This is a genomic window from Streptomyces sp. NBC_00012 (assembly GCF_045040875.1).
Lineage (GTDB): Bacteria > Actinomycetota > Actinomycetes > Streptomycetales > Streptomycetaceae > Streptomyces.
On the sequence record NZ_CP108309.1, the window covers coordinates 5,221,278 to 5,245,362 of the forward strand.

Sequence of the window (24,085 nt, forward strand, 5' to 3'; positions counted from 1 at the left end):
AGCACCCGAGCACCCGAGCATCCCAGCACCTGAGCACCCCGACACCGGACGTCGGCCCCTGGCCGCCCGGCGTGGACCACTCATTGACGTCATTGTTGACTTGTGGTTCATTGTGTTCGGTTATGTTTGGAGGAACCTGGTGAAGAAGACGGTTACGACGCTCGCCGACGGACGGGAGCTGCTCTACTACGACAGCCGCGACGATGTCGTCCGTGACGCCGTCGACCGGCGCCCCCTCGACGCCGTATCGACCTCGTCCGAGATCCGCCGGGACCCGTTCCTCGGGGACAGCGTCGCCATCGCCTCGCACCGCCAGGGCCGCATCTATCACCCGCCGGCCGACGAGTGCCCGCTCTGCCCCTCGCGGGACGGCCGGCGGAGCGAGATTCCCGAGGCCGACTACGACGTCGCGGTCTTCGAGAACCGCTTCCCCTCGCTCGCCGGGGACTCCGGCCGCTGCGAGGTCGTCTGCTTCACCTCCGACCACGACGCGTCCTTCGCCGACCTCACGGAGGAGCAGGCCGCCCTGGTCCTCGCGGCCTGGACCGACCGCACCGCCGAACTGGCCGAACTCCCGCAGGTCAAGCAGGTGTTCTGCTTCGAGAACCGGGGCGCCGAGATCGGCGTCACGCTCGGCCACCCGCACGGGCAGATCTACGCGTACCCCTTCGTCACCCCGCGCACCGAGCTGATGTTCCGCTCGATGGCGGCCCACCGCGCCGAGACCGGCGGCAACCTCTTCGACGATGTCGTGGCCCGCGAGGAGAAGGACGGCTCCCGGATCGTCATCGACGGCGAGCACTGGGTCGCCTTCGTGCCGTACGCCGCGCACTGGCCGTACGAGGTCCACCTCCACCCCCGCCGCCGCGTCCCCGACCTGCGGGAACTCGACGAGGCCGCGCGCACGGAGTTCCCACAGATCTATCTGGAACTCTTGAGGCGATTCGACCGGATCTTCGGCCCCGGCGAGCCGCCGACCCCGTACATTTCGGCCTGGCACCAGGCCCCGTTCGGGGCCCCCGGGCGGGAGGACTTCGGGCTCCATCTGGAGCTTTTCACCATCCGACGTACCTCCGGCAAGCTGAAGTTCCTCGCGGGTTCCGAATCCGGCATGAACGTGTTCATCAACGATGTGCCGCCGGAGGCCGCGGCCCAGCGACTGCGAGAGGTAGCGAGCGAGTGAGCAAGCCCCAGAAGAAGTACCTGGTCACGGGCGGCGCGGGATACGTCGGCAGCGTGGTCGCCCAGCACCTGCTGGAGGCCGGGCACGCGGTCACCGTTCTCGACGACCTCTCGACCGGGTTCCGGGAGGGCGTCCCGGCCGGGGCCGAGTTCATCGAGGGCCGGATCCAGGACGCGGCGAAGTGGCTGGACGCCTCCTACGACGGAGTGCTGCACTTCGCCGCGTACTCCCAGGTCGGCGAGTCCGTCGCGGACCCGGAGAAGTACTGGGTGAACAACGTCGGCGGCTCCGTCGCACTGCTCGCCGCGATGCGCGACGCCGGGGTGCGCACCCTGGTCTTCTCCTCCACCGCCGCCACCTACGGCGAACCGGCCACCACCCCCATCACCGAGTCCGACGCGACCGCGCCCACCAACCCCTACGGCGCCACCAAGCTCGCCGTCGACCACATGATCACCGGCGAGGCGGCCGCGCACGGACTGGCCGCGGTCTCGCTGCGCTACTTCAACGTGGCCGGTGCGTACGGCAGTTGCGGGGAGCGGCACGAACCCGAGTCGCACCTCATCCCGCTGGTCCTCCAGGTCGCGCTCGGCCTGCGCGAGTCGATCTCCGTCTACGGCGACGACTACCCCACCCCCGACGGCACCTGCGTCCGCGACTACATCCACGTCGCCGACCTCGCCGAGGCCCACCTGCTGGCCCTGGACGCGGCCACCGCGGGCGAGCACCTGATCTGCAACCTCGGCAACGGCAACGGCTTCTCGGTCCGCGAGGTCATCGAGACCGTCCGCGAGGTCACCGGCCACCCCGTCCCCGAGACCGCGGCCCCCCGCCGCGCCGGAGACCCCGCCGTGCTGGTCGCCTCCGCCGCCACCGCCAGGGAGCGGCTCGGCTGGACGCCCTCGCGCGCCGACCTGACCGGAATCGTCAGCGACGCCTGGGCGTTCGCCCGCCGAGAGGAGCCCACCGCCCCATGACCGAGAACACCGAGCCGTCCGCTTCCCGCGCCGAGCTGACCGCCTCCTTCGCCGAGCTCTACGGGCGCGCGCCCGAAGGGATCTGGGCGGCCCCCGGCCGGGTCAACCTGATCGGCGAGTACACCGACTTCAACGACGGCTTCGTGATGCCGCTGGCGCTGCCGCACACCGCGCTCGCCGCCGTCGCCCGCCGCACCGACGGCGAACTGCGCCTCCACTCCACCGACGTTCCCGGTGGCGTGGTCCAGCTCCGCGTCGACGAACTGGCCCCGCACGAGGGGCACGGCTGGGCGGCGTACCCCGCCGGGGTCGTCTGGGCGCTGCGCGAGGCCGGCCATCCGGTCACCGGGGCGGACATCCAGCTCACCTCCACCGTTCCCACCGGTGCGGGCCTGTCCTCCTCCGCCGCGCTGGAGGTCGTCACCGCGCTCGCCCTGAACGACCTCTTCGAACTAGGGCTCTCCGCCCAGGAGTTGGCAGTTCTCGGCCAGCGCGCCGAGAACGACTTCGTGGGTGTGCCCTGCGGGGTCATGGACCAGATGGCGTCCGCCTGCTGCACCGAGGGCCACGCCCTGCACCTCGACACCCGCGACCTCACCCAGCGCCAGGTCCCCTTCGACCTGGCCGCCCACGGACTGCGGCTGCTCGTGGTCGACACCCAGGTCAAGCACGCGCTCGGCGACGGTGCCTACGCCGAGCGGCGGGCCGGCTGCGAGGCGGGCGCGGCGGCGCTCGGCGTACGGACGCTGCGCGAGGTGCCGTACGACGGCCTCGGCGCGGCCCTGGAAACCCTGGCCGCGGCCGGTGCCGACGAGTCCGTGGTGCGCTACGTACGCCATGTGGTCAGCGACAACCAGCGCGTCGAGCAGGTCATCGCGCTGCTCGACGCGGGCGATGTGCGGGCCGCGGGCCCGGTGCTCAACGCCGGGCACGTCTCGCTCCGCGACGATCTGCGGGTCTCCTGCCCGGAGCTGGACCTGGTGGTCTCGGCGGCGAACGAGGCCGGGGCGCTCGGCGCGCGGATGACCGGTGGCGGCTTCGGCGGCTCGGCGATCGTGCTGGTGGCCCAGGAGCAGGCGGACATGGTCTCCAAGTCCGTGCTGGAGGCGTTCGCCGCGGCGGGGTACGCGGCCCCGCGGATCTTCCCGGCCGTACCCTCGGCGGGCGCCCGCCGGCTCGGCTGAAATCCGCTGCCGGCCCAGCCGGGCAGGCAGCCCTTCGTCCGCTTCTGTCACAAGACGAAGCACGTGCCACATCCCAGGGGCGGCCAGAGCCGGTCAGTTCTGCGAATCGGCTTCCGCCACGGCCCGTCGGCCGTACCCTGATGCACAGCACCGGTGGGGGCCGGTGCTGATTCAGGGGTACGAGACAGTCGGGTGCGGCGCCCGGGGCGGGCGGTGGCCGGGACGCGGCGGCGGCCGTGGAACCATGGTCCATCTCCCCGATCCAGGTGCCGTACCCGCACTGGTTCGGTCCCTTTCGGCGGGCCGGGGGTGGCCCCAGGAACAGACGCGGCATGGGGGTGCCTGTGGTTCGTATCCGGGTTCTCGTGGTGGACGACCACCGGATTTTCGCCGAGTCGCTCGCTGCGGCGCTCGCGGCCGAGCCCGACGTCGATGTGGCGGCGGCGGGCAGTGGCCCCGCCGCGTTACGGTGCCTGGAGCGGGCCGCCGCCGAGGGGCGCGGCTACGACGTGATGCTGATCGATGCCGAGCTGGGCATCCTGGGCACGGCGGGAGGCCGGCGGGCACCCGTACCGGTCTCCGCCGACGGGGAGAGCGCCCGGGTGGACGGCATCTCCCTGGTGGCCGGGGTCCGTTCGGGCCGGCCGTCCGTGCGCACGGTGGTGCTGGCCGAGAAGGACGACCCCGTCCGGGCCGCGCTGGCGCTCCAGGCCGGGGCGTCGGGCTGGGTCGCCAAGGACTGCTCGCTGCAACGGCTGCTCACCGTCATCCGCGGGGTGCTGCGGGACGAGACGCACCTGCCCCCGGCGCTGCTCACCGGTGTGCTGCGGGAGCTGACGGCGGCGCGCAAGCACCGCAGCGAGAGCGAGCAACTGGTCGAGTCGCTGACCCCGCGCGAACGCGAGGTGCTGCGCTGCATGGTGGCCGGCCTGGGCCGCAAGGCGGTGGCCGAGCGGCTCTTCCTCTCCCCGCACACGGTCCGTACCCATATGCAGAACGTGCTGGGGAAACTGGGCGTGCACTCCACCCTGGCCGCCGTCGCCCTGGCCCGCAGGGCGGGTGTCGGACCGGCCGATCCGGTGCCCGACGGATCGCTCCTAGCCGGGAATGTTGTCGAACGGGGCGGTCAACTGGCGTAGCAGCCCCGCCAGTTCGCCCCGCTGCTGGGTGGAGAGCTCGCTCAGGATGGCGCGCTCCTGGGCGAGCAGACCGGCCAGCGACTCGTCGGCCTTGTCGCGGCCCTCGGCGGTGAGCCGGACGAGTACGCCCCGGCGGTCGCTGGGGTCGGGGAGGCGCTCGACGAGGTTCTTCTTGGTCAGGCGGTCGATGCGGTTGGTCATCGTGCCGGAGGTGACCAGCGTCTGGGTGAGGAGCTGGCCGGGGGAGAGCTGGTAGGGGGCGCCCGCGCGACGCAGGGACGTCAGTACGTCGAACTCCCAGGGCTCCAGATTGTGCTCGGAGAAGGCGATCCGGCGGGCCCGGTCCAGATGGCGGGCCAGGCGGGAGACACGGCTGAGCACCTCGAGTGGTTCCACGTCGAGGTCGGGGCGCTCGCGGCGCCATGCAGCAACCAGTCGGTCGACCTCGTCCTCCATGTGGATCAGTGTAGATGGTCTGTCGACATGAAGTCTCTTGAATTCAAGTGTCTTGACATCAAGATATTTCTGGCGTGATCCTGAACCCATGACCGCACCCACCTGGGACCCGCAGCAGTACCTGCGCCACGCAGACCACCGCACCCGCCCCTTCCTGGACCTCCTCGCCCGCATCGCCGAGCTCCCGGCCGCCCCCGCACCCCGTGTCGCCGACCTCGGCTGCGGCGCCGGCAACGTCACCGTCCTGCTCGCCGACCGCTGGCCCGAAGCCCGGATCACCGGCTACGACAACTCCCCGCAGATGCTCGAACGGGCCCGCGCCCACGCCGGCCCCCACCTCGACTTCGCCGAGGCCGACGCCGCCACCTGGACCCCCGCCGAGCCGTACGACCTGATCGTCTCCAACGCTCTGCTCCAGTGGGTCCCCGACCACACCGCCCGCTTCCCGGCCTGGCTGGACGCGATCACCCCCGGCGGCACCTTCGCCTTCCAGGTCCCCGGCAACTTCGACCAGCCCAGCCACGTACTGATGCGCGAACTCGCCGGCTCCCCGCGCTGGCGCGCCCGCCTGGCCGGCGAACTGCGCCACGCCGACGCGGTCCTCGCCCCCGCCGCCTACCTCGACGCGCTGACCGCCCCCAGCATCACCGCGGACGTCTGGGAGACCACGTATCTGCATCTCCTGCCCGGCCAGGACCCGGTGCTCGACTGGGTGAAGGGCACCGGCCTGCGCCCCGTCCTGACCGCCCTCGCCGACGACCCCGAGGCCCGCGACGCCTTCCTCACCGAATACCGCGACCTGCTCCGCACCGCCTACCCCCGGCGCCCGCACGGCACCGTCTTCCCGTTCCGCCGTATCTTCGCCGTGGCCCGCAAGGAGAAGTGATGATCGCCGCCCTCGACCACGTACAGCTCGCCGCCCCGGAGGGCTCCGAGGACACCCTTCGCGCCTACTACGCGGACACCCTCGGCATGACGGAGATCCCCAAGCCCCCGGTGCTCGCGGCCCGCGGCGGCTGCTGGTTCCAGGCGGGCCCGGTCCAGCTCCACCTCGGCATCGAACGGGACTTCCACCCGGCGAAGAAGGCCCACCCCGGCCTGCGCGTCACGGACATCGAGGCGTACGCGGCCCGACTGGAGGAGCGGGGCGCCCAGGTGCACTGGGACGGCAACCTGCCGGGGCACCGGCGCTTCTACAGCCACGACCCGGTGGGCAACCGCCTCGAATTCCTGGAACCGGTGGACGGCTGACCGTCACAACGCGTCCAGCGCCTCCCGGGTGATGTCGATCGGGAACGGCACGCTCGTCTTGAGCCGGTCGTGGTGGATTCCCGTCAGCGCGTACGCCTTGGACACCGGGTCCAGCTCGTACACCCGCACCACCGGGTGGTGGTCGGTGCCGGCCATGTCGACCAGCCAGAAGTTCGGGATGCCGGCCGCGGCGTACTTCTGCGGCTTGGCGTCGCGGTCCCGGGCCTCGGAATCGGGCGAGACCACCTCGACGGCGAGCAGGACGTCGGCGGCGTGGAAACGGGTCTGCTCAAGATCGGTGACGGCGTCGGCACGAACGACGGACACATCGGGTTCCGGGCCGTTGCGCTGATCCAGCACCACGGTCATCTCACGTTCGGCTTTCTGGTCGGCCGGGATCGTGGCGCGCAGACCATTCATCAGCAAGTCGATCATCTTGGCGTGGAAACGACGCTGTGGACTCACAAAAACCAGGCTCCCGTCGAGCAACTCCGTGTGCGGCGGGAGATCGGGCAAGGTGAACAGGTCGTCCACCGTGTATCCGTCCTGGGGCGGCACCGGCCAGCGGGAGCTGTGCGCGGTGAACGGCTCGGCGGTCATGATTCCTCCCATGGACGGGATTCTTGGCCCTACCGACCACAGTAGGGGCCACTTCCCCGAGCCGTCATCGCAACGGGTGACCGGCCCCCCCGTTCAGCTTTTGCGGTGCCCTATCAACCGGGGCTTCGCCTCCAGGTTCTCCAAGCCGTGCCAAGCCAGGTTCACCAGGTGGGCGGCGACCTCCGACTTCTTCGGCTTGCGGGCGTTGACCCACCACTGGCCGGTCAGGGCGACCATGCCGACCAGCGCCTGCGCGTACAGCGGGGCCAGCTTCGGGTCGAAGCCGCGGGCCTTGAACTCCAGGCCCAGGATGTCCTCCACCTGGGTGGCGATATCGCTGATGAGGGAGGCGAAGGTGCCGGTCGACTGGGCCACCGGGGAGTCACGGACCAGGATGCGGAAGCCGTCGGTGTACGTCTCGATGTAGTCGAGCAGCGCGAACGCCGCCTGCTCCAGGAGCTCGCGGGGGTGGCCCGCGGTCAGCGCGCTGGTCACCATGTCCAGGAGCTGGCGCATCTCGCGGTCGACCACGACGGCGTACAGACCCTCCTTGCCGCCGAAGTGCTCGTACACCACCGGCTTGGAGACACCCGCGCGGGAGGCGATCTCCTCGACCGAGGTGCCCTCGAAGCCCTTGTCGGCGAAGAGCGTGCGACCGATGTCCAGCAACTGCTCGCGGCGTTCCTTGCCGGTCATCCGCACCCGGCGGGTACGCCGGGCGGAGGAGGAAGGACGGTTTTTCTCGTTGCTGGTGCTGGAGTCGGTCGCCACGTCGTCAATCATGCCGCGTCGGCACGCTCGGGGTCGCGCCGGGCGTCGATCCGGCGGGACTCGATCCGGGCGGAGTCCGGCCAGCGCACGTCGTGCGCCCAGCCCAGCTTCTCGAACCAGCGGATCAGCCGGGCACTCGAATCGATCTGACCGCGCATCACGCCGTGCCGGGCGCTCGTCGGATCCGCGTGGTGCAGGTTGTGCCACGACTCGCCGCAGGACAGGACCGCCAGCCACCACACATTGCCGGACCGGTCACGCGACTTGAAGGGCCGCTTGCCGACCGCGTGACAGATCGAGTTGATCGACCAGGTGACGTGGTGCAGCAGGGCCACCCGGACCAGCGAGCCCCAGAAGAAGGCCGTCGCCGCACCCCACCACGACATCGTCACCAGACCGCCCACCAGCGGCGGCAGCGCCAGCGAAACGATCGTGAGGCTCATGAAGTGGCGGGAGATGCCGCGCAGCGCCGGGTCCTTGATCAGATCGGGGGCGTACTTCTGCTGCGGAGTCTGCTCCTCGTCGAACATCCAGCCGATGTGGGCCCACCACAGGCCCTTCATCAGAGCGGGCAGGCTCTCGCCGAAACGCCACGGCGAATGCGGGTCGCCCTCCGCGTCGGAGAAGCGGTGGTGCTTGCGGTGGTCGGCCACCCAGCGCACCAGCGGACCCTCCACGGCCAGCGAACCGGCCACGGCCAGAGCGATGCGCAGCGGGCGCTTCGCCTTGAACGAGCCATGCGTGAAATAGCGGTGGAAACCGATCGTGATGCCATGGCAGCCGATGAAGTACATCGCCACGAGCAGACCCAGATCGAGCCAGCTCACACCGCGGCCCCAGGCCAGCGGCACCGCCGCGACCAGCGCCACGAACGGCACCACGATGAACAGCAGGAGGGCGAACTGCTCGATCGACCTCTTGCTGTCCCCGCCGAGCGTGGCGGAGGGAAAGGCGTGATCGTCGGCCGCCGGTGGCTGGGCGTCGTCGATCACGGCGGGGCTGGTGTTCATGGGGGGTCCCCTGGGGATGAGGAATACGACGGACAGCTCTGGCTACGCATCCGTAACCTACGGCAACGTAAGTATGGCAGCGGAAAGGCCCATCGCACGAGAGCGCGGCGGGCCGCCCGTCGAGGGGAAACCCGATCGGGCCGCGAGCGGCGCCGACGGAGTGGACACCTATCCTGGTGGGGTCGGACAGCGCGGTCCGCACTCTGCTTTCCCGGGGTGGCGTCAGCACCGCTGCCTGTCGTGGCCCCGGAGACCCCTGTGGCCGCTGCCCTGCCGCGGCCCCGGGAGAAACCCCGTGCTCAACCACTGCAAGGAGCCGCACACCGTGAGCAGTGCCGACCAGACCCCTGCCGCCAGCCCCGAGCTGCGCGCCGACATCCGCCGCCTCGGCGACCTCCTCGGCGAGACCCTCGTACGTCAGGAGGGCCAGGAGCTCCTCGACCTCGTCGAGCGCGTCCGCGCCCTGACCCGCACCGACGGCGAGGCCGCGGCCCAGCTCCTCGGCGACACGGACCTGGAGACCGCCGCACAGCTCGTGCGCGCCTTCTCCACCTACTTCCACCTCGCCAACGTCACCGAGCAGGTCCACCGCGCCCACGAGATGCGCGACCGCCGCGCCGCCGAGGGCGGACTCCTCGCGCGCACCGCCGACCGGCTCAAGGACGCCGACCCCGTCCACCTGCGCGAGACCGTCAAGAACCTCAACGTCCGGCCCGTCTTCACCGCGCACCCCACCGAGGCCGCCCGGCGCTCCGTGCTCAACAAGCTCCGCCGCATCGCCGCGCTCCTGGAGACTCCCGTCGTCGACGCCGACCGGCGCCGCCAGGACCTCCGGCTCGCCGAGAACATCGACCTCATCTGGCAGACCGACGAACTGCGCGTCGTCCGCCCCGAGCCGGCCGACGAGGCCCGCAACGCCATCTACTACCTCGACGAACTCCACGCCAACGCCGTCGGCGACGTACTGGAGGACCTGGCCGCCGAACTCGAACGCGTCGGCGTCGAGCTGCCCGCGGGCACCCGCCCCCTCACCTTCGGCACCTGGATCGGCGGCGACCGCGACGGCAATCCCAACGTGACGCCCGCCGTCACCTGGGAGGTGCTGATCCTCCAGCACGAACACGGCATCACCGACGCCCTCGAACTCATCGACCACCTGCGCGGACTGCTCTCCAACTCCATCCGCTACACCGGCGCCACCGACGAACTGCTGACCTCCCTCGAAGCCGACCTGGAACGCCTCCCCGAGATCAGCCCCCGCTACAAGCGGCTGAACGCCGAGGAGCCCTACCGGCTCAAGGCCACCTGCATCCGGCAGAAGCTCGTAAACACCCGCGAGCGCCTCGCCTCCGGCACCCCGCACCGCCCCGGCTGCGACTACCTCGGCACCGCCGAACTCATCGCTGACCTCGCACTCATCCAGACCTCACTGCGCGAGCACCGCGGCGGACTCTTCGCCGACGGCCGGCTGGACCGCACCATCCGTACCCTCGCAGCCTTCGGCCTCCAGCTCGCCACCATGGACGTCCGCGAACACGCCGACGCCCACCACCACGCCCTCGGCCAGCTCTTCGACCGGCTCGGCGAGGAATCCTGGCGCTACGCCGACATGCCCCGCGACTACCGGCAGAAGCTCCTCGCCAAGGAGCTCCGCTCCCGCCGCCCCCTCGCCCCGACCCCAGCCCCGCTCGACGCCGCCGGCGAGAAGACCCTCGGCGTCTTCCACACCGTCAAGGAAGCCTTCGAGCGCTTCGGACCCGAAGTCATCGAGTCCTACATCATCTCGATGTGCCAGGGCGCCGACGACGTCTTCGCCGCCGCCGTACTCGCCCGCGAGGCCGGCCTGATCGACCTGCACGGCGGCTGGGCCAAGATCGGCATCGTGCCGCTCCTGGAGACCACCGACGAACTGCGCGCCGCCGACGTCATCCTCGACGAGATGCTCGCCGACCCCTCGTACCGCCGCCTCGTCTCCCTGCGCGGCGACGTCCAGGAGGTCATGCTCGGCTACTCCGACTCCTCCAAGTTCGGCGGCATCACCACCTCCCAGTGGGAGATCCACCGCGCCCAGCGCCGGCTCCGCGACGTCGCCCACCGCTACGGCGTACGCCTGCGCCTCTTCCACGGCCGCGGCGGCACCGTCGGCCGCGGCGGCGGCCCCTCGCACGACGCGATCCTCGCCCAGCCCTGGGGCACCCTGGAGGGCGAGATCAAGGTGACCGAACAGGGCGAGGTCATCTCCGACAAGTACCTCATCCCGGCACTCGCCCGGGAGAACCTGGAACTGACCGTCGCGGCCACCCTCCAGGCCTCCGCACTGCACACCGCACCCCGCCAGTCCGACGAGGCCCTGGCCCGCTGGGACGCCGCGATGGACACCGTCTCCGACGCGGCGCACGCCGCGTACCGCAAGCTCGTCGAGGACCCGGACCTGCCCGCGTACTTCTTCGCGGCCACCCCCGTCGACCAGCTCGCCGACCTCCACCTCGGCTCCCGCCCGTCCCGCCGCCCCGACTCGGGCGCCGGACTCGACGGACTGCGCGCCATCCCGTGGGTCTTCGGCTGGACCCAGTCCCGCCAGATCGTGCCCGGCTGGTACGGCGTCGGCTCCGGGCTCAAGGCACTGCGCGAGGCCGGTCTGGACACCGTCCTGGACGAAATGCACGAGCACTGGCACTTCTTCCAGAACTTCATCTCCAACGTGGAGATGACCCTCGCCAAGACCGACCTGCGGATCGCCCGCCACTACGTCGACACGCTCGTCCCCGACGAACTGAAGCACGTCTTCGCCGACATCGAGGCCGAGCACGCACTCACAGTCCGGGAAGTCCTCAAGGTCACCGGCTCCACCGAACTGCTCGGCACCAGCCCGGTGCTCCAGCAGACCTTCGCCATCCGCGACGCCTACCTGGACCCGATCTCCTACCTCCAGGTCTCGCTGCTGGCCCGCCAGCGCGACGCCGCGGCACGCGGCGAAGAGCCCGACCCGCTGCTCGCCAGGGCCCTGCTGCTCACCGTGAACGGTGTCGCCGCAGGCCTGCGCAACACCGGCTGACCCGTCCGGACGCGGGAGCGGCCCCGCTCACAGCGCGATGAACGTCGCCACGAGCAGGGCCGCACCCGCGATCCCGGTGCCCCAACCGGTCCGGGACAGCCGCAGACCACCACCGATCATCAGCCCCGCCAGCACCAGCGCACCGCCCAGCGGAACCCAGGCATGCAGAAAACCCGGCGTCCCGGTCCGCACCACATCGTCCGTGCCCGGCTTGATCACCACGGGAAACCGGTCGCCCCGCCGCGCCGCGACGGACTTGTCGACCGTCACCCTGGCACGTGCGGCGGCCTGCCCCGACGGCGTGAACGGGCCCGTACAGACATCGGCGCCACACCCGGTCACGGTCATCGTGCCGTGCTCACGGCCCTTGGCCAGAACGACGTGGTGCGCCTCGTCCCAGGAGGACAGCACACCCGCCACCAGCAACAGCAGGACGACACAGCCCATGGCGGTGTTGCGGGCATAGACCAGGGCGCGGTTGGAGGAGCTCCGCTTCATGTGGAGCGATCCTTGGGCAGACCGGCACCGCCGGTCAACTCGTGGCCGGAAATCGCCGGGGTAGCGACAGGAATGTCAGAGTTGTGCGAGCCACGAGCCACTGCGAGTTGCGCGAGCCGCTACGAGTCGTGCCAGCCGCTACGAGTCGTGCGTGCCGCTACGAGTTGTACGTGCTCTGCGCGCGCTCCAGGCCCTCCGCGAGCAGGCACTCAACCGAGTCCGCCGCCCGGTCCACCAGGTACGCGAGCTCCTTGCGCTCGGTGGAGGAGAAGTCCTTCAGCACGAAATCGGCGACCTGCATCCGCCCCGGCGGCCGGCCGATCCCGAACCGGACCCGGTGATAGTCCGCCCCCATCGCCTTGGTCATCGACTTGAGGCCGTTGTGCCCGTTGTCGCCACCGCCCAGCTTCAGCCGGAGCGCCCCGTAATCGATGTCCAGCTCGTCATGGATCGCCACGACGTGGTCCGTCGGAACCTTGTAGAAATCACGCAGCGCGGTGACGGGGCCGCCCGAGAGGTTCATGTACGACATCGGCCTGGCCAGGATCACCCGCCGGTTCGCCGGTCCGGGCGGACCCATGCGCCCCTCCACGACCTGCGCCTGCGCCTTCTGCGCCCGCTTGAACTTCCCGCCGATCCGCTCGGCCAGGAGGTCGGCCACCATGAAGCCGACGTTGTGCCGGTTCGCCGCGTACTCGGGACCGGGGTTGCCGAGGCCCACGATGAGCCAGGGGTCGGTGGCGTCGGACATCTGCGCTCGGTCTCCTCGTGTACGGATGGATCCGGACGGCCCGGATACAGGGAAACGGGGCGGCGGATCCCCGAAAACAAGGAAACCGCCGCCCCGTCAGTCAAGCAGTGCGGGCGAGGCTCAGGCCTCGGCGCCCTCGCCCTCGCCCTCGGCGGCCGGCTCCTCGGCCTGCGCGGCGACGACCTGGAGCACGACGGCGTCCTCGTCGCCGGCGAGCACGGAGCCCTTGGGCAGCGGGATGTCCTTGGCGAGAACGGACGCACCGGCGTCCAGGCCCGCGACGGAGACCGTGACGGACTCGGGGATGTGGGTGGCCTCGGCCTCGACGAGCAGGGTGTTCTGCACGTACTCCAGGAGGTTGCCGCCCGGGGCCAGGTCGCCCTCGACGTGCACGGCGATCTCGACGTTGACCTTCTCGCCGCGCTTGACGGTCAGCAGGTCGACGTGCTCGATGTTGCCCTTGAGGGCGTTGCGCTGCACGGCCTTCGGGATGACCAGCGCGTCCTTGCCGTCGATCTCGAGACCGATCAGGACGTTGGCGGTACGGAGCGCCAGCTGCAGCTCGTGAGCCGGCAGCGTGATGTGAACGGCCTCGGCGCCGTGACCGTAGATGACGGCGGGGACGAGGTTGGCGCGACGGGCGCGGCGGGCAGCGCCCTTGCCGAACTCGGAACGGACCTCGGCGGCAAGCTTGATCTCGGCCATGACTGCACTCCTCGTAAGGTGACAAAATTGCGGATGGTCACCCGGCCCACGACAGGCCTGCTACGAAGAGCGCGTCGATAACGGACCGCCGTACCTGTGAGTACGGCCTCCCTCGCCGAGCAACTCGCTGAGTCTACCCGGCGGGGAGGCCGCACCCCAAAGTGGATCTTCTGTGACGCTTTCTGCCTACTGCTCCTCGAAGAGGCTCGTGACCGAACCGTCCTCGAAGACCTCACGCACCGCGCGCGCGATCGTCGGCGCGATCGAGAGCACCGTGATCTTGTCGAGCTCCAGTTCGCCCGGGGTAGGCAGGGTGTCCGTGAAGACGAACTCGCTGACCTTGGAGTTCTTCAGCCGGTCGGCGGCCGGACCCGAGAGCACACCGTGCGTCGCCGTCACTATGACGTCCTCGGCACCGTGCGCGAACAGGGCGTCGGCGGCGGCGCAGATGGTGCCACCGGTGTCGATCATGTCGTCGACCAGGACACAGACCCGGCCCTTCACATTGCCGACGACCTCGTGGACGGTCACCTTGTTGGCGACGTCCTTGTCACGGCGCTTGTGCACGATGGCCAGCGGGGCGTCCAGACGGTCGCACCAGCGGTCGGCGACACGCACCCGGCCGGCGTCCGGGGAGACGATCGTCAGCTTCGAACGGTCGACCTTGGCACCGACGTAGTCGGCCAGGATCGGCAGCGCGAAGAGGTGGTCGACCGGACCGTCGAAGAAGCCCTGGATCTGGTCCGTGTGCAGGTCGACGGTGAGGATGCGGTCGGCACCCGCCGTCTTCATCAGGTCCGCCACCAGACGGGCCGAGATCGGCTCACGGCCGCGGTGCTTCTTGTCCTGCCGGGCGTAGCCGTAGAACGGCACGATCACCGTGATGGAACGGGCCGAGGCGCGCTTCAGCGCGTCCAGCATGATCAGCTGCTCCATGACCCACTTGTTGATGGGGGCCGTGTGGCTCTGGATCAGGAAGCAGTCGGCACCGCGGGCCGACTCCTGGAAGCGGACGTAGATCTCGCCGTTGGCGAAATCGAAGGCCTTCGTCGGCACGAGGCCGACACCCAGCTGGTGCGCAACCTCCTCGGCCAGCTCGGGGTGGGCGCGGCCGGAGAAGAACATCAGTTTCTTCTCGCCGGTCGTCTTGATCCCGGTCACAGCACAGTCTCCTCAGACATGTTCCTGGCGCTGCACGCATGTGTCCCGATGTGCAACGAGCCAGCCGAAATGGGGTGAGCACCTATCACGGTACGCCGTGCGGGGCGTACCTGTTTCCGGTCAGCTTTCGCCGTCGCGCTCCGATGCGGCGGCCTGAGCCGCCTGCGCGGCGCCGCTTCCCGGACGCTTGCGGGCCACCCAACCCTCGATATTCCTTTGCTGGCCGCGGGCGACGGCCAGCGAACCGGGCGGTACGTCCTTGGTGATGACCGAGCCGGCGGCGGTGTAGGCGCCGTCCCCGACCGTGACAGGAGCCACAAACATATTGTCCGAGCCGGTACGGCAGTGGGAGCCGATCGTGGTGTGGTGCTTGGCCACGCCGTCGTAGTTCACGAAGACGCTCGCGGCGCCGATGTTGGTGTGGTCACCGATCGTCGCGTCGCCGACGTAGCTCAGGTGCGGGACCTTGGTGCCCTCGCCGATCGTGGCGTTCTTCATCTCCACGTACGTACCGGCCTTGGCCTTCGCGCCGAGCCTGGTGCCGGGCCGCAGGTAGGCGTACGGGCCCACCGTCGCGCCCTCGCCGACCTCGGCCCGGTCCGCGACCGTGTTGTCCACCCGGGCGCCCGCGCGGACGACGGTGTCGGTGAGCCGGGAGTTGGGGCCGACCTCGGCGTCCTCGCCGAGATGCGTGGTGCCCAGGAGCTGGGTGCCCGGGTGCACGATCGCGTCGCGCTCGTAGGTGACGGTGGCGTCGATCAGCGTGGACGCCGGGTCCACGACGGTCACGCCGGCCAGCATGGCGCGCTCCAGCAGCCGCTGGTTCAGCAGCCGCCGGGCCTCGGCCAGCTGGAGGCGGTTGTTGATGCCGAGGATCTCCCGGTGGTCCCCGGCGACCGAGGCGCCGACCCGGTGTCCGGCCTCGCGCAGGATGGAGAGGACATCGGTGAGGTACTCCTCGCCCTGGCTGTTGTCGGTGCGGAGCTTGCCGAGGGCGTCGGAGAGCAGCCGGCCGTCGAAGGCGAAGACCCCGGAGTTGATCTCCAGGATCTCGCGCTGGGCGTCGGTGGCGTCCTTGTGCTCGACGATCGCGGTGACCGCGCCGTCGGCCGGGTCGCGGACGATGCGGCCGTAGCCGGTGGAGTCCGGCACCTCGGCGGTCAGCACGGTGACCGCGTTGGAGTCGGCCGTGTGGGTGGCGGCGAGCGCGGTGAGCGTCTCGCCGGAGAGCAGCGGGGTGTCGCCGCAGACGACGATCACGGTGCCGTCGACGGTGCCGCCGAGCTCGTCGAGCCCGACGCGCACGGCGTTGCCGGTGCCCTTCTGCTCGGCCTGGTGGGCGGTCCGCAGACGGTCGTCGACGGCGGTGAGGTGCGCGGTGACCTGCTCGCTCCCGTGGCCGACGACCACGACGAGGTGCTCGGGGTCCAGTTCGCGGGAGGCGGTGACGACATGTCCGACGAGCGACCGCCCGGAGATCTCGTGCAGAACCTTGGGGGTCTTCGACTTCATGCGGGTGCCCTCACCCGCTGCGAGGACGACGACGGCTGCCGGGCGTTCGGAGCTCACGGAAATGCCCTTCGGCTTCGGGTGGTGGACACCCGAAGGATACCGGGGGGCAGGTGAGCGGACATGGGTGAGGGCCCCGACCTTGCTGGACGGGGCCCACATACGGAGGCTCCCCTGCCAGGACTCGAACCCGGACAAATAGCACCAAAAGCTACTGTGCTGCCAATTACACCACAGGGGAACAAGGCCGACTAACCGGACATGTCATCCGGTCGCTGGATCGGCACCCAACACTATGCCGTACCAAGTGCCTTCTACGCGACGATAAAGGTCCGCGCTCTTGGTGACGCAGATGATCAGGCAGCCGCGGTAGGTCTCGGCGGTGTTCTTGCGGATGGTCCTGGGGTTGTGCTTCCTCAGAGTCGCCTTCTGGAGCGAGGAGGCGGGGACGTCTGCGAGATCGGCCCGGAATCGCTCGGTCCCGGTGACATCCCCTGATTCGTGGATGCTGACCCGGAGGTGCATGCGTTCGCGTGGGACCTCAAGCAGTTCGAGCCAGCGTAGGTACAGCGTGATCACGGTGGGGTCGCTGTTGATGAACTGGAGACAGGCTCCGGCTTCGGCGGATCCCGCACCCACAGGGAGATGGAGCTCTTCGAGCACCCCAGCTCCACCTGGATCTGGTCGTAGGTCATGCCCTGGCTGCGCAGCTCCCGGGCCTTTTCCCGGAGTTCATCCTTGGCGCGTGGGCGTTTCGTCCACTCCGGAGCCGGTTCTCCCTTGACCAGGCGGCCCAGGATGTCGTTGTTGTGGATGTGTAGCCGGTCGCGGATCTGCCGGAGGCTGAGGCCCTCTCGGCGCAGGGTGATGGCCTGCTCGCGCAGGGCTTCGAAGTTGGCCTACTTGCTCGTGATCTCCGTCATATGACGAGCGTTGTCCGGAATGCGGACGTCCGGTGCGAAAGCCTGCTCGATTCACCATTTCAAGTGATAAGTGGTCGTTCCATCTCTGTTTCGCAGGCGTACATGCGGTCCAGGCCGCCCGAAAATGAGGTGCGGCCGCCCGTAGGCTGGACGGCATGACCGCAACGGGGGCAGACCGGGAAGCGGCGGGACCGACCACCCGCGGCTACTGGTGGTGGGAGCGGCGGCGCGGCGTCGCTCTGGATGTGGGGCTCGCGCTCCTGTCGGCGCTGGAATGCGCACTGGAAGGGGTGGAGTTCGCCGGGGACACCGGGCTGCCGGTACCGGCGGGGGTGCTGTTCGGGCTGCTCGCGGGGTCCGTGCTGGTGGTGCGGCGGCGGTGGCCGATCGTCGTGGTGCTGGTCGCGATCGCGACGACGCCCGCCGAGATGGGCTTCCTGATGGGCCTGGTCGGCCTCTACACGCTGGCCGCGTCCGACGTGCCGCGGAGAATCACCGCGGTGCTGATGGGGATGTCCTTCATGGGGACGTTCATCGTCACCTACGTACGGCTGCGGCAGAGCGTCGCCGAACAGGCCGATTTCGGGCCCGACGACTGGTACGTACCGCTGATGTCCCTCTTCATGTCGCTCGGGCTCACCGCGCCGCCGGTGCTGTTCGGCCTCTACATAGGGGCCCGGCGGCGGCTGATGGAGAGCCTGCGGGAGCGGGCGGACTCGCTGGAGCGGGAGCTGTCGCTGCTCGCCGACCGGGCCGAGGAGCGGGCGGAGTGGGCGCGTACGGAGGAGCGTCACCGGATCGCCCGCGAGATGCACGACGTGGTCGCCCACCGGGTCAGTCTGATGGTGGTGCACGCCGCCGCGCTCCAGGCCGTGGCGCCGAAGGATCCGGCGAAGGCGGTGCGGAACGCGGCGCTGGTCGGTGACATGGGCCGGCAGGCGTTGACCGAGCTGCGGGAGATGCTCGGGGTGCTGCGTGCGGGGGAGTCGGTGACGGACCGGCCGGCCTCGGTGCCGCTCGCCTCGGTCGGCCAGGCCGCTGCCGCCGCTGCGGCCGCCGCCACGGAGGAAGGGCCGCGGCTGCACGAGGTGGAGACCCTGGTGGGGGAGTCCAGGGCGGCGGGGATGACGGTGGAGCTGTCGGTGGACGGCGAGGCCCGCGCATATCCGCCCGAGGTCGAGCAGACGGCGTACCGGGTGGTGCAGGAGGCCCTGACGAACGTGCACAAGCATGCGGCGGGCGCGAAGACCTGGGTGCGGCTGGCGCACCGGGACGCGGAGGTCGCGATGCAGGTGGAGAACGGTCCGTCGGACGCGGCCACGGCGGACGCGGGGCTGCCGAGCGGGGGCAACGGCCTGGTCGGGATGCGGGAGCGGGTGCTGGGGCTCGGCGGTGTCTTCGTCTCGGGCCCGACGGACGCGGGGGGCTTCCGGGTGTCGGCGGTGCTGCCGGCCCGGGGGGCGGCGGCCTGAGCTGTGGGGCCGCGTGAGCAGGGGGGCGCGTGGTCGTGGGGCGTCTGAGCGGGGGGTCGCGCGATCATGGGGCTGCCTGAGCGGGGGCCCGCGTGATCCGTGGGGGCCGTCCGGTCCGGGGGTTCGGGGCGGGCCGCCCGTACGGTGCCGCTGGTTCGGTCCGGGACGAGGCGGTGCCGCTGGTTCAGTCCGAGACGAGGCGGTCCGGCTGGATGCCCGTGATCAGGGTTGCCAGTGCCTGGTCGATGTCCGGGCCGAGGTACCAGTCGCCGGTGTGGTCGATGCTGTAGACGCGGCCCTCGGTGTCGATCGCCAGGACCGCCTGTCCGTCCCCTTCCTCGCCCAGCGGGCTGACCTCGGTCTCCAGGGCGCGGCCGAGGTCGCCGAGGGTGCGGGCGAGGTGGAGTCCGCTCAGCGGATCGATGCGCACCGGGGCTGGTGCGATCTGGCGGCCCGGCGCGGACGCGGTGATACGGAGTCCGCCGAATTCGGCCCATGCCTCCACGGCTGCGGGAAAGACCGCGTGCTGGTGGCCGGCGGGCGAGGTGTGCGAGCGCAGTGTGTCGGCCCACTCCTCGGCCTGCCGGATGTCCCAGCGGCCGGGCTGCCAGCCCGCGGTGCGCAGGGCGGCGTCCACGGCGACGGGGAAGCGGGTGGTGGCGTTCCGGTCGCGGTCCGCGGGGCCCGTCTGTTCGGGTACGTCGGTTCGGTCGTGCATCGGCGTGCGGTCAGCCCTTCTCGGCGGTGGTCGCCGCCCCGGTGGTCGTGAGGTCGACGGGACGTACGCCGAAGTGGGCGAGCATCGCCGTGCAGGAGCGGCACGGCGGCGCGTAGCTGCCGTGCATCGGGTCGCCGTCCTCACGGATGCGCCGTGCGGTGAGCCGCGAGTGCTTCAGGGCGCGCCGGGCCTCGCCGTTGGTCAGCGGCTTGCGCTGGGCGCGCTTGGAGCGGGTCGATTCCGCGGCGGTGAGCTGTCGGGAGAGCAGTATCGCCTCGGGGCAGCGGCCAGTGAAGCGCTCGCGCCGGCTGCTGGGGAGGGTGTCGAGGAAGTCCTGGACGAGCGGGTGCAGCACGGGGGGCTGGTCGCCCTTGCCCGCGGTGCAGGTCAGCGTCTCGCCGCGGACGGACAGCGCCGCCGCGACCGCGGGCAGGATGCCGTCGCGCCGGTGGTGCAGACGGGGTGTGCGACCGGTCTCGGTGCTGCTCCAGCTGAGGCGTGGATCCCCGGATGTGACTGATCGTGCAGTGTGCATGGTGCTTTCCCTCCCGTGCCCGCAGCGGTAGCTGCGCGATGTGCACGCCCCCGAGTTGCGGTGACAGCCTGCCAAATGTCCCGGCTGGTGGGGAAGCTGGGGCGGTGAAACGTGTCTCCGTGTCGCCCGGTCGTGGCGGGGGCGTCGCTCGTCCGTCACGTCGTTGTGACGGTTCGTGACGGATGCGGAGGGGGAGGCGTCGGACAGGTCACATGGGCGAGACCGGCCCTTGTGCCACCGCATAGGCTGTGCCAGGACCGGCCTGCCCTGGGCAGGCCGGTCCTCACCAGCCAGACGCAGCAGGGGGCAACCGCCATGACGACAGGTCGGCTCGGGCAGCAAGCCGCGCCACCGAACGCGGCCTACGCCGGGCAGCTCGTGCATTTCCCGGACCCGGTCCGGGCGTCCCGCCACCCCGGCGGCGTGCGTATGGACGGGAACGGCAGCCCGGACTTCGCGCCGTACGCGCGCGCCGCCGCCGAGATCGCCGAGCCGCCGCAGGGCTTCGGGGTCGACGAGCTGCGGCTCACCGACTACGTATCGGCCAACGCGGCGCTGGCGGCGAGCGGCCATGAGCTGTGGGACACGATCCCGGCGGTCGCCACTCCGCACGGCTGGACGTGGCACCACGTGCCCGGTGGCCGGCGCATGGAGCTGGTCCCGGTCGAGGTGAAGGCGCTGCTGAGGCATCACGGCGGTCTCGCCGCCACGGCGGTCGACCACAACAAGCGGGGCACCCGCCCGTTGCAGGAGACCCGGCCCGCGCACTTCCGGCTGCCGAAGGGCGCCGTGGCGGTGAGCGAGTCGCAGGTCCTGGGCGTCGAGGAGGATCTGGGTTATCGGCTGCCCGGTGCCTACCGCTCGTTCCTGAAGGCGGCGGGCGGTTCGGCGCCGGTCGGTGCTGCGCTCGACGCGGAGCTGGGGCTGCTGGTCGACCAGCCGTTCTTCACGGTGCGCGAGCAGGCCGCGGCGAACGACCTGGTGTACGTCAACAAGTGTCTGCGCGACCACCTCACCAAGGACTTCCTGGGCGTCGCCTTCGTCCAGGGCGGGATCGTCGCGGTGAAGGTGAAGGGCAACGGCATCGGCTCGGTCTGGTTCTGCGCGTACGACGACGCCCGGGACCAGGACGGCTGGAGCGTGCAGGAGCGGGTGGACCGGCTGCTGCTGCCGTGCGGCAGTGACTTCGACGCCTTCCTGCAGCGTCTGGCGGGCAATCCGCCGGAGCTGGAGACCGTGGCGAACCTGATGGTGGACGGCGGCTTCGCGCGGGCCGTCCCGGTGGAGGGGTGAGCGCGATGGTGACCTTTGCGCAGGCGCAGGAGCGCGCGGACGAGTGGATCAACGGCGACGTCCCCGCGTACCAGCACCGTGAGGTGCGGGTGCGGGAGTTCGAGCTGGGCTTCGTGGTGTGGGGCGAGGACCGTGCCGAGGGCCCCGTCTCGGACGGCGGCAACCAGCGACTGGTGATCGCCCGGGACAGCGGCGAGGCCACCCTGTGGCCGGGACTGCCGGTGGGTGAGGTGATCCGGCGGTACGAGGAGGAGTACGGCGCGCAGGCGACTGCCGCGGCCGCTCCGGAGCCGCCGCAGCGCATCGACCTCAATCAGACGTCGTTCCTGTTGAGCCCCCCGGAGTGGCTCCAGGAAGCGGCCGACAAGCTGGGCATCCCGGACCGCCGCGAGGGCCAGGACCGGAGCCGGGACGCGGCGCCTCAGGCCGCTCCGGCGTCCCCGGCCCCGCCGGTCTCGCCGGCTCCGGCCGTCGCTGAGCCGCCCGTGGTCCCGGCCGCCCCGGTCGGTCAGGTGTCGCCGGGTTCGCACGGCGGGCAGGTCGCGTACGAGCCCACCGCCAACGACGGCGTCCCGGCCGGTCCGCCGAACGTGCCCGCCGGGTCCACCCCGTGGGCCGGTACGGACACGAACTCGGACACCGACGACAGGGCGGTGCCGCTGCCGGCCACGGTGTTCGCGCCGCCGCTCTCGGGCGCTGACGACGACGGCACTCCGCCGCCGGTCGTGCCGGCCGATGCGCCGACTGCCCTGATGTCGGGCGGCAGCCAGTTGCCGCGTACGGCGGTCGTGCCGGGTCTCGGCCCGCAGGGAGGCGCCCCTGGTGGCCCTGGTGGCCCTGGTGGCCCTGGTGTTCCGCCGGGTGCTCCGGGCGCTTCGGGTGCTTCGGGTGCTCCGGGCCTTCCCGGTGCTTCGGGCACGGGCGCCGGTGACATCGCGGACGCGGCCACCAGCAAGGCCGTCGTGCCGCCGCGTGGTGCGCGTGGTGGCGGTCCGTCGACCCCGCCGCCGCCCGGTGCTCCCGGAACTCCGGGCGCCAGGCCGGGCGCGCCCGTGCCGCCGCCTTCGGGACCGGGTGCGCCCGGTGCCCCGGCGGGCGGGTACCTGCCGACACAGCTCGCCCCCCAGGCGGGTCCGCCCGGTGTTCCTGGTGCGCATGGTGTGCCGCAGCCTCCTGGTCCGCCGGGTGTTCCTGGTGCTGCTGTGCCGCCTCCGCCGCCTGGTTCGACGCCTCCGCCCGGTGGTGGTGTGCACCATGCCGCGACGATGCTGGCCGATCCGAGCATGGGTGGCCCCGCCGCGCCCCGGCCGCCGGGTCCGCCCGGTGTTCCTGGTGCTCCTGGTGTGCCGCAGCCTCCTGGTCCGCCGGGTGTTCCTGGTGCTGCTGTGCCGCCTCCGCCGCCTGGTTCGACGCCTCCGCCCGGTGGTGGTGTGCACCATGCCGCGACGATGCTGGCCGATCCGAGCATGGGCGGCCCCGCCGCGCCCCGGCCGCCGGGTCCGCCCGGTGCTCCTGGTGCTCCTGGTGTGCCGCAGCCTCCTGGTCCGCCGGGTGTTCCTGGTGCTGCTGTGCCGCCTCCGCCGCCTGGTTCGACGCCTCCGCCCGGTGGTGGTGTGCACCATGCCGCGACGATGCTGGCCGATCCGAGCATGGGCGGCCCCGCCGCACCCCGGCCGCCGGGCCCGCCCGGTCCTCCCGGTCCGCCCGGAGCGCCGCAGGGTGGGGCCCCCGGCCCCGTACCGCCGAATCAGCACACCCCGCCGCCCCCGGCGTACGGGTATCCGCAGGCGCCGACCGGTCAGCCGACCGTCGGGCCCGGCTACCAGGCCGTGCTGCGCTACCGCGCGCCCGACGGCAGCGAGCAGCAGCTGATCCGGCGTTCGGCGCCCGGTACCCCGCACCCCGAGTGGCAGATGCTGCACGAGCTGCGGGCGATGAACGTGCCGCCGCAACAGGTCATCGAGCTCCACACCGAGCTGGAGTCCTGTGAGCTGCCCGGTGGCTACTGCGCGCGGATGATCCGTGAGACCTGGCCGCAGGTGCGGATCACCAGCGTCGCCCCGTACGGCACCGATCACGCCAGCCGTCAGCAGGGCATGCAGCATCTGCTCACCCACCAGGGCGAGCTGCACCAGGTGGCGGACGGGCCGGCCCGTCCGGCGCCGGTGCGGGCTCCGCTGCCGCAGATGCCGCCCGCGATGGCGGCGCCGCCCGAGGCCATCGCGGACGAGCTGCTGCAGACCTTCGGGCCGCAGGGCATCTGCCGCTTCGACCAGCGCGCCGTCTCCCGCCAGGGTGTGCCCGAGACCGTCGCGCTCACGCTGGTGTGGGCGGGGCTGCCCGCTGACTTCGGGCCGTTCTTCTGGGCGCAGCCCGGTCAGCCGGTGGTGCCCACGCTGGCCGAGCTCGCCGCGCAGCGCCAGGTGCAGGCCGCCCCGGACGCGGGGTCGTACCTCGTCATGGGGTCCGACTTCGGGCGGGCGATCTGTGTCCAGTACGGGACCGCGAACATCGTGGCCGTGCCGGTCGAGGCGGGGCCGGGCGGTCAGTCGGTGGCGCCGCAGTTCGTGAACACCGGGCTGCCGGAGTTCCAGCGTTCGATGGCGCTGCTCGGCCGGATGTGGCGGCTGCGCTTCGGGCTCAACCCGGAGCAGGCGGGCCGCTGGACGGTCGACTTCCAGGCCCAGCTGGTGGCGCTGGACGCGGCGGCGCTGGCGTCGCCGGAGAGCTGGTGGTCCGTGCTGCTCGAACAGATGTGGGACGGGCTGATCTGACCCGGCAGGCACACGGCACGGCGCCCGGCTCCCGAGAGGGGCCGGGCGCCGTGCCGTGTGCCGCGTGTTGTCCGTGCTGCTTGTGATGCCTGTCGCTTCCGTCCGGAAAGCAGCTGATCG

At 71.2% G+C, this 24,085-nt stretch carries 21 protein-coding genes, 1 tRNA gene and 1 pseudogene; 10 read left to right on the forward strand and 13 right to left on the reverse strand.

The window, feature by feature from the left end; all coding sequences use genetic code 11:
• Positions 1-139: 139 nt before the first annotated feature.
• The 4 genes from galT to OHA19_RS24115 all read left to right on the forward strand — a co-directional run bounded on the left by galT (position 140) and on the right by OHA19_RS24115 (position 4,483).
• Entirely contained in the window at positions 140-1,183 is a 1,044-nt protein-coding gene (galT, locus tag OHA19_RS24100) for a galactose-1-phosphate uridylyltransferase (protein WP_405713453.1), read from the forward strand.
• Positions 1,180-2,160: a UDP-glucose 4-epimerase GalE gene (galE, locus tag OHA19_RS24105; RefSeq protein ID WP_405751543.1), complete on the forward strand. Its 981-nt coding sequence runs from the start codon at positions 1,180-1,182 to the stop codon at positions 2,158-2,160. The genes galT and galE overlap by 4 nt, the downstream gene beginning before the upstream one ends.
• Positions 2,157-3,344: a galactokinase gene (galK, locus tag OHA19_RS24110; protein WP_405751545.1), complete on the forward strand. Its 1,188-nt coding sequence runs from the start codon at positions 2,157-2,159 to the stop codon at positions 3,342-3,344. Before galE ends, galK begins: the two co-directional genes overlap by 4 nt.
• 332 nt (positions 3,345-3,676) lie before the next feature.
• Positions 3,677-4,483 carry a LuxR C-terminal-related transcriptional regulator gene (locus OHA19_RS24115; protein WP_405751548.1) on the forward strand — a complete coding sequence of 269 codons (807 nt, stop codon included), beginning with the start codon at positions 3,677-3,679 and terminating at the stop codon, positions 4,481-4,483.
• Here the strand turns inward: OHA19_RS24115 and OHA19_RS24120 are convergent.
• Complete coding sequence (locus OHA19_RS24120; RefSeq protein WP_405713449.1) at positions 4,442-4,939, reverse strand: MarR family winged helix-turn-helix transcriptional regulator; 498 nt, start codon at positions 4,937-4,939, stop codon at positions 4,442-4,444. The genes OHA19_RS24115 and OHA19_RS24120 overlap by 42 nt on opposite strands.
• An 88-nt stretch (positions 4,940-5,027) precedes the next feature.
• Between OHA19_RS24120 and OHA19_RS24125 the strand changes: the two genes are divergently transcribed.
• Both OHA19_RS24125 and OHA19_RS24130 read left to right on the forward strand, forming a co-directional pair.
• Positions 5,028-5,825 (forward strand): trans-aconitate 2-methyltransferase, encoded by a 798-nt coding sequence (locus OHA19_RS24125; RefSeq protein WP_405713447.1) that lies wholly within the window; start codon positions 5,028-5,030, stop codon positions 5,823-5,825.
• Positions 5,825-6,190, forward strand: coding sequence for a VOC family protein (locus OHA19_RS24130; RefSeq protein WP_405713445.1), 366 nt, complete (start codon positions 5,825-5,827; stop codon positions 6,188-6,190). Before OHA19_RS24125 ends, OHA19_RS24130 begins: the two co-directional genes overlap by 1 nt.
• A 3-nt stretch (positions 6,191-6,193) precedes the next feature.
• Here OHA19_RS24130 and OHA19_RS24135 read toward each other — a convergent pair whose 3' ends face one another.
• From OHA19_RS24135 to OHA19_RS24145, 3 genes are all read right to left on the reverse strand, one after another.
• Complete coding sequence (locus OHA19_RS24135) at positions 6,194-6,790, reverse strand: Uma2 family endonuclease (RefSeq protein WP_405753302.1); 597 nt, start codon at positions 6,788-6,790, stop codon at positions 6,194-6,196.
• A gap of 93 nt (positions 6,791-6,883) precedes the next feature.
• On the reverse strand, positions 6,884-7,573 hold the full coding sequence (locus OHA19_RS24140) for a TetR/AcrR family transcriptional regulator (protein WP_405713443.1): 690 nt from the start codon (positions 7,571-7,573) through the stop codon (positions 6,884-6,886).
• Positions 7,570-8,571 (reverse strand): acyl-CoA desaturase, encoded by a 1,002-nt coding sequence (locus OHA19_RS24145; RefSeq protein ID WP_405713441.1) that lies wholly within the window; start codon positions 8,569-8,571, stop codon positions 7,570-7,572. The genes OHA19_RS24140 and OHA19_RS24145 overlap by 4 nt, the downstream gene beginning before the upstream one ends.
• Positions 8,572-8,896: 325 nt before the next feature.
• Between OHA19_RS24145 and ppc the strand changes: the two genes are divergently transcribed.
• Positions 8,897-11,626 carry a phosphoenolpyruvate carboxylase gene (gene ppc, locus OHA19_RS24150; protein WP_405713439.1) on the forward strand — a complete coding sequence of 910 codons (2,730 nt, stop codon included), beginning with the start codon at positions 8,897-8,899 and terminating at the stop codon, positions 11,624-11,626.
• A 27-nt stretch (positions 11,627-11,653) separates the two neighbouring features.
• Here ppc and OHA19_RS24155 read toward each other — a convergent pair whose 3' ends face one another.
• The 7 genes and pseudogenes from OHA19_RS24155 to OHA19_RS24185 form a co-directional block, all read right to left on the reverse strand.
• Positions 11,654-12,124, reverse strand: a complete 471-nt coding sequence (locus OHA19_RS24155; RefSeq protein WP_405713437.1) for a hypothetical protein — start codon at positions 12,122-12,124, stop codon at positions 11,654-11,656.
• A gap of 157 nt (positions 12,125-12,281) precedes the next feature.
• On the reverse strand, positions 12,282-12,875 hold the full coding sequence (gene pth / locus OHA19_RS24160; protein WP_405751550.1) for an aminoacyl-tRNA hydrolase: 594 nt from the start codon (positions 12,873-12,875) through the stop codon (positions 12,282-12,284).
• A 120-nt stretch (positions 12,876-12,995) separates the two neighbouring features.
• Positions 12,996-13,580 (reverse strand): 50S ribosomal protein L25/general stress protein Ctc, encoded by a 585-nt coding sequence (locus OHA19_RS24165; protein ID WP_405713433.1) that lies wholly within the window; start codon positions 13,578-13,580, stop codon positions 12,996-12,998.
• Between the two features lie 186 nt (positions 13,581-13,766).
• On the reverse strand, positions 13,767-14,741 hold the full coding sequence (locus tag OHA19_RS24170) for a ribose-phosphate diphosphokinase (RefSeq protein ID WP_405713431.1): 975 nt from the start codon (positions 14,739-14,741) through the stop codon (positions 13,767-13,769).
• Positions 14,742-14,861: 120 nt separating this feature from the next.
• Positions 14,862-16,310, reverse strand: coding sequence for a bifunctional UDP-N-acetylglucosamine diphosphorylase/glucosamine-1-phosphate N-acetyltransferase GlmU (gene glmU / locus OHA19_RS24175; RefSeq protein ID WP_405713429.1), 1,449 nt, complete (start codon positions 16,308-16,310; stop codon positions 14,862-14,864).
• A gap of 109 nt (positions 16,311-16,419) precedes the next feature.
• A tRNA-Gln gene (locus OHA19_RS24180) sits at positions 16,420-16,491 on the reverse strand.
• A gap of 23 nt (positions 16,492-16,514) precedes the next feature.
• A pseudogene (locus OHA19_RS24185) lies at positions 16,515-17,134 on the reverse strand (hypothetical protein).
• 194 nt (positions 17,135-17,328) lie between these two features.
• Here OHA19_RS24185 and OHA19_RS24190 point away from each other — a divergent pair.
• Positions 17,329-18,645, forward strand: a complete 1,317-nt coding sequence (locus OHA19_RS24190; protein WP_405713427.1) for a sensor histidine kinase — start codon at positions 17,329-17,331, stop codon at positions 18,643-18,645.
• Positions 18,646-18,829: 184 nt separating this feature from the next.
• On the opposite strand, the gene OHA19_RS24195 is transcribed toward OHA19_RS24190, so the two are convergent.
• Together OHA19_RS24195 and OHA19_RS24200 are read right to left on the reverse strand one after the other, a co-directional pair.
• Positions 18,830-19,363 (reverse strand): SUKH-3 domain-containing protein, encoded by a 534-nt coding sequence (locus OHA19_RS24195; RefSeq protein ID WP_405713425.1) that lies wholly within the window; start codon positions 19,361-19,363, stop codon positions 18,830-18,832.
• A 10-nt stretch (positions 19,364-19,373) separates the two neighbouring features.
• A complete protein-coding gene (locus tag OHA19_RS24200) occupies positions 19,374-19,898 on the reverse strand; it encodes a YwqJ-related putative deaminase (RefSeq protein WP_405713423.1) in 525 nt (174 codons plus the stop codon).
• A 315-nt stretch (positions 19,899-20,213) separates the two neighbouring features.
• Between OHA19_RS24200 and OHA19_RS24205 the strand changes: the two genes are divergently transcribed.
• Together OHA19_RS24205 and OHA19_RS24210 are read left to right on the forward strand one after the other, a co-directional pair.
• Positions 20,214-21,191, forward strand: a complete 978-nt coding sequence (locus OHA19_RS24205) for an SMI1/KNR4 family protein (protein ID WP_405751552.1) — start codon at positions 20,214-20,216, stop codon at positions 21,189-21,191.
• A 5-nt stretch (positions 21,192-21,196) separates the two neighbouring features.
• Positions 21,197-23,965, forward strand: a complete 2,769-nt coding sequence (locus OHA19_RS24210) for an SUKH-4 family immunity protein (protein WP_405751554.1) — start codon at positions 21,197-21,199, stop codon at positions 23,963-23,965.
• The last annotated feature ends 120 nt before the right edge of the window (positions 23,966-24,085 follow it).